Origin of the sequence: Chamaesiphon sp. OTE_75_metabat_556 (genome assembly GCF_031378165.1) — a bacterium.
Classification (GTDB): domain Bacteria; phylum Cyanobacteriota; class Cyanobacteriia; order Cyanobacteriales; family Chamaesiphonaceae; genus Chamaesiphon.
The window spans coordinates 1-5443 of the sequence record NZ_JANNDR010000583.1 but is presented as its reverse complement, the minus strand read 5'-3'; the positions used below and the strand labels follow the sequence as shown (position 1 = coordinate 5443).

The following is a 5443-nucleotide window of genomic DNA, read 5'->3' as shown; positions in this document are numbered from 1 at the left end:
GATCGATTTCGGCAATTTTAGCGGTTGCTAGTTGGCGGAGCGCAGTATTGTGGTGGCGATCGCAAATCGCGATCGTAGTTTGGAGATCGGCTTTGGCTTGTTCCCGTTGACTTTTGGCCAACCGTGCCAGCGCGCGGAAATAATAGGCGTGTTCGTCGTTAGGATAGAGACTGCCAGCACCAGGGGTTTCCAGTGACAGTGCCGCACTATAATCGCGATTGGTGCCAAATTCATCGCCTAAGCCTGCTAGAGCGACACTGCGGGCGTAATAAGTGGCAATTTCCGATCGCAGATCGAGGGATTTGGAGAGACTGGCGAGGGCTGGGGTGTAGAGATCGATCGTCAATTGGGTGACGCCAAGGTTGTAGTAGGCAGCAGCACTAGGTGCGAGCTGAGTGCAGCGAGTAAAGTCGGCGATCGCTCCAGTATTATCGCCTGAGTAGGAACGAGCTACAGCACGGGTATGGTGAGCAAATTGGAGATCGGGATGGAGTTCAATGGCACGATCGCAATCGGCAATCGCATCAGTTAGTCGATCGATCTGAATGTAGCTGATGGCTCTAGCAGCATAGGCGGCGGCCAAGTGGGGATTGAGTTCGACCGCGAGATTGTAATCGGCGATCGCGCCCAGATGGTCGTGGTTGCGGTGCAGGATCGTGCCGCGACCGTAGAACAGATTGGCGTCTGTGGGTGCGGATTGAATGGCTAGGTTGTAATCTGCTAATGTGCGGGGCGCACGAGCTTTACAGGCTGTTTTCGATGACCTTTGGTCTGCCTTCTCTTCGAGACGCTCCGCGAACGGCAATCGAGCTGCGGCGTACCAATCGGCAAACAGAAAGTCTTCGACTTCATCGCAAACAGTGTTGAGATCGTCGGTAATGGATTGACAGATGTCGTGAAATAAGTGCATCGCGATTTTTAAGAAATAGAGCAGTTAGCTAATTGTTTGAACCGATACACCCAATCCTATTCTGGCACAGCGATCGAAGATTTGTCTCGCTCTATTTGGCGGAGGTGCGGCGATCTCGATCGATCGAGTTAAAATGAGCGCACAGCGATTTGATGTGGACGTTTGCCCCACGATCGATTAGTCAAATACCAGCTAGTGCCTTGACAATTGTATCTGGGTGTAGAATCGCCCAAATATAACTATCGATAGATAGATAGATATATCGGGGGAATTAATTAGGCTATAGATGTATATCTTGCCAAAATTTGAATAGGAGCGAAATTGAGATCGATGAGTACGACTACCGTAAATACGATTCATCCTGGCGACCTCCGCGGTCACACCCAGATTGATTGGTTAGATAGCTACCACACATTTTCATTTAGCAATTTTCACGATCCAGCGCGGATGGGGTTTCGATCGTTGCGAGTAATTAATGATGACAGGATTGCTCCTGGTGCGGGCTTTGGTACGCATGGGCATCGGGATATGGAAATTCTCACCTATGTATTAGAGGGAGAATTGGCGCACAAAGATAGTCTCGGTACCGGATCGGTGATTCGATCGGGTGATGTCCAGATTATGAGCGCGGGCACAGGCATTCAACACAGTGAGTTTAATAATTCAGACACCGCGCCAGTCCACTTGTTGCAGATCTGGATGCTACCCGACCGCCAAAATATTACCCCCCGTTACGACCAGCGCAATTTTTCTGGAGCTGATAAGCAGGGTAAGCTGCGGCTGGTGGCTTCTAAAGACGGTCGATCGGATTCGGTAGTCATTCATCAAGATATCGATCTGTATGCGGCGGTGCTCTCAGCCGGAGATCTGGTGAGATTTGTAATGCAGCCCGATCGATTTGTGTGGTTGCAAGTTGCTAGCGGCAGCGCGATGCTCAATGGGGAATCCCTGAGCGCAGGTGATGGCGTCCAAATAAATAATCCCGAACAGCTAGAAATAACAACCACAGGCACTGCGGAAGTCTTGTTATTCGATCTGGCCTAAACCACAAAAACCCAAGATCCGATCCTTCCGATTACAAGTCAATCCTATCCGGCCAAACTTATGCCTTTTCATGTAAACGTTGGCCCGCCAGTGTTGACGATCAATCAAGGGAATACCTTCATGGTGACGCAAGATGACGGGCAAATCGCCGACGGCGAGCTGGGGGTGTTTGCCGAAGACACGCGGTTTGTCAGTTTTTATGGCATTTTTGCCAACGGTCAACAGTGGACGCGGTTGAATGGAAGTACGACAAGTTATGCCGTTGCTCGCGTCTATCTGACCAATCCGCAGATCGAAACAGAGGATCGGACGATCGCACCAGGCAGTCTCGAACTAGTGTTGAGCCGTGTGGCAGGGGATGGGATTCATGAAGACATCGATATTACCAACTACGGTACGCTCCCAGTTCAGTTCAATCTGGAAATTGCCCTGCGATCGGATTTTGCCGATATTTTTGAGGTCAAGTCACACAAATACGTCCGACGCGGGCATATCGAAACCGATTGGAGCCAAGTCGATCGAGAATTAAATACGACCTACAACAATCGGGATTTTCATCGCCGGTTTCTCTACCGCGTTCGCAATGCCTCGTCCACACCGCGATTTGCCAATGGCCGGATTACCTTTGCGGTCGAATTAGCACCACGCCAATCTTGGCATACCTGTGGCTACTATATTTTAAGCGCGGACGGCACTTACCCGAAACCAGACAAAGAGTGGCCAGAGGACAGTCAGTTTCCCACCCACTGTTATCAAATGGCACCTGAGGTAGCGAAGTTGCATCAACAGTGGTTTGATACAGCCACCCAAATTACCACCGCCCAGGAAGAGATTTATCGACTCTATCAGCAATCCGTCGAAGATATGGGTGCCTTGCGGCTCTACGATCGCGATTTACCGCTCCATACTTGGCTGCCAGCGGCGGGAGTACCGTGGTTTGTGGCGATTTTTGGTCGGGATAGTCTGATTGCCAGTCTCCAATGTATGTTAGTGCGCCCCAATTTTGCCCTCGGCACCCTCAAAACCCTCGCCCGATATCAAGCTACCCAAATTGACGATTGGCGCGATGCCCAACCAGGTAAGATCCTGCACGAACTGCGGGCTGGCGAGTTGGCGCATTTTAACCGCGTTCCTCATACGCCTTACTACGGTGCCGCTGATACTACCCCGCTGTATCTCATCCTCCTCCACGAAACTTGGAAATGGACTGGCGAGATCGGGTTGCTCCACGAATATCGCGAGGTAGCAATTCGCTGCCTGGAATGGATCGATCGCTACGGCGACCTCGATGGCGATGGCTTACAAGAATTTAAAACCCGCTCCACTCAAGGCATCAATAATCAAGGGTGGAAAGATTCGGGGGATTCGATCGTCTATCCAGACGGTACTCAAGTCACCGCCCCGATCGCGCTGTGCGAACTTCAGGGGTATGTCTTCGATGCCTGGATGCGGATGGCGGAAGTCTTTACCGCACTCGGTGAAATCGAGCGAGCGAGCACGCTTCAGCAAAAAGCAGGGGAATTACGCGATCGGTTCGAGGCTCAGTTCTGGTGTGAGGAGTTGGGCTACTATGCCTACGGACTAGATGCCACCAAAAAACCGATCGAGTCGATCGTCTCTAATGCCGGACATTGCTTGTGGAGCGGGATTGTCAGCCCCGAACGGGCGGCGCGGGTAGTCGATCGATTGATGGCACCCGATCTGTGGAGCGGCTGGGGAATTCGCACCATCTCCGCCGATCATCCCAGCTTTAATCCGCACTCTTATCATCTCGGCTCGATTTGGGCGCATGATAATGGCATCATCGCTTTGGGGTGTAAACGTTATGGCTTGACAGATGCAGCCGCCCAGATCGCGCGCGGGATTTCTGAAGCTGGCAGTTATTTTGAGAACTACCGTCTACCCGAAGTCTACGCCGGAATTACTCAAGCACCAGGTGCATTTCCCGTCCAATACGCTCAGGCAAATGTGCCGCAAGCCTGGGCAGCCGGATCGATCTTTCACCTGCTCCAAGCGATCCTCGGACTTCAAGCCGACGCCCCAAATGGGCGATTATATGTCGATCCCGATTTACCAACTTGGTTGCCAGATCTGAATCTACGCCAGATCTCGATCGGCAATGCAACTGTAGATCTGCGGTTTTGGCGGGAAGACGATCGCACTCATTGGGCGGCAGATGTCAAATCGGGCGAGATTGAGGTCATCCAAAAATCTTGGCAGCCTTGGTAATCATCTTTAGTCAGTTGCTAAGACTTGCCAGCCGGATCGGCAGCATTCACCAATTGGGGTTGCTGTTGGATCGGGGGACATTCGATCTGTTGGGCGACTGTCGGTCGTTGGGGTGGCGGTTCGATCCCAGCAACCGAGACAAATTTCCCAGTCTCGATCGATTCCTTGAGCGCGCGAATAATTTTGATATCGATTAATCCCTCTGTGCCCGAAGGTGCCGGTTCTTGGTCATCTAAAACACAGTCAGAAAAGTAGCTAAATACCGCCGCTAGCTGGTCGTGGGGTTCAAAGCTATATTCCTGTGTGGGTGCGTCATCGATCGACAGGACGTGCTTGATGTGTGCCTGGATCGCATAAGCTGGCTCGACGTGTAAATTGCCAGCAGTACCCATCACTTGATAAGTCGCAATCTTGGCGGCACCAAAGCTACAGGTAAACGTCGCCAAGCGATCGCCAGGAAAGCGGAGGATCGCACTACTCATCTCGGCGACTTCTCGAAAGCGTTCCTCGCCATTGCTCGCACTAGTCGCAAATACCTCAATCGGCTCGGCTCGGAAGATGTAGCGGGCGGCATTGATACAATAAATACCGATGTCTTCGATCGTGCCACTCCCGGTATCCGCCCGCATTCGACTATTGGCACCTTCATTTTGCTGGGCAAAGATCGAGTGAAAAAAGCGCGGTTCGCCAATTTGACCCGAATTGACGATCTCGATCGCTTGTAGGTTCGCCGCGTCAAAATGGAGCCGATAAGCGATCGCCAGTTTGACATGATTTTCCCGTGCTGCTGCAATCATCCGCTCGCACTCAGCAACCGTCACCGCCATCGGCTTTTCACATAGGATGTGGATGCCCGCCTGGGCGGCGCGGAGCGTATAGTCACAATGCAGATGATTGGGCAAGGCAATATATACAGCATCGATGGTGCCACTACTCAATAGCTCATCGTAGCGATCGTAAGTATAGGTATCAGTCTCCTCGATCCCATATTTTTTGGCGACTTCCGTGCGTTTGGTCGCATCGTCAGAGACTAGAGCCACTACTTGAGAGTTTTCAGTATTCGCAAAAGCAGGTAGGGCGGTCGCTTGGGCAAACCAGCCCAAACCGACTACTGCATAGCGAATTTTCCGCTCTGTGGCGGGATCTAGAAGTTGATTTGCTGTCATTGTATGCTCATGCCAAATGCTGTGATGATTTAGGAGCTAGTTAAGGGCAAACAGTGCGTTAGCCGCCCAGAAAGTCACCTCAACCCGCTCCTGG

At 51.8% G+C, this 5443-nt stretch carries 4 protein-coding genes; 2 read left to right on the top strand and 2 right to left on the bottom strand.

The genetic code is table 11. The annotated features are described in order from the left end of the window. Window positions 1–910 (bottom strand): tetratricopeptide repeat protein (locus RMO27_RS22985; protein ID WP_396133790.1); only part of this gene is annotated, 910 nt, incomplete at its 3' end. Window positions 911–1240: 330 nt separating this feature from the next. Between RMO27_RS22985 and RMO27_RS22980 the strand changes: the two genes are divergently transcribed. Together RMO27_RS22980 and RMO27_RS22975 are read left to right on the top strand one after the other, a co-directional pair. Then, window positions 1241–1954, top strand: a complete 714-nt coding sequence (locus tag RMO27_RS22980; RefSeq protein WP_309736861.1) for a pirin family protein — start codon at window positions 1241–1243, stop codon at window positions 1952–1954. A 60-nt stretch (window positions 1955–2014) separates the two neighbouring features. Beyond that, complete coding sequence (locus tag RMO27_RS22975; RefSeq protein ID WP_309736860.1) at window positions 2015–4183, top strand: glycogen debranching N-terminal domain-containing protein; 2169 nt, start codon at window positions 2015–2017, stop codon at window positions 4181–4183. Window positions 4184–4200: 17 nt separating this feature from the next. Here the strand turns inward: RMO27_RS22975 and RMO27_RS22970 are convergent, their stop codons facing one another. Further along, a complete protein-coding gene (locus RMO27_RS22970) occupies window positions 4201–5349 on the bottom strand; it encodes a Gfo/Idh/MocA family oxidoreductase (RefSeq protein ID WP_309736859.1) in 1149 nt (382 codons plus the stop codon). Window positions 5350–5443 lie beyond the last annotated feature (94 nt).

What these genes read in the sequence shown, in the direction of transcription:
- RMO27_RS22980 (WP_309736861.1), top strand. Translation starts at nt 1,241, where the DNA reads ATGAGTACGACTACCGTAAATACGATTCATCCTGGCGACCTCCGCGGT.
- RMO27_RS22970 (WP_309736859.1), bottom strand. Translation starts at nt 5,349, where the DNA reads ATGACAGCAAATCAACTTCTAGATCCCGCCACAGAGCGGAAAATTCGC.
- RMO27_RS22975 (WP_309736860.1), top strand. Translation starts at nt 2,015, where the DNA reads ATGCCTTTTCATGTAAACGTTGGCCCGCCAGTGTTGACGATCAATCAA.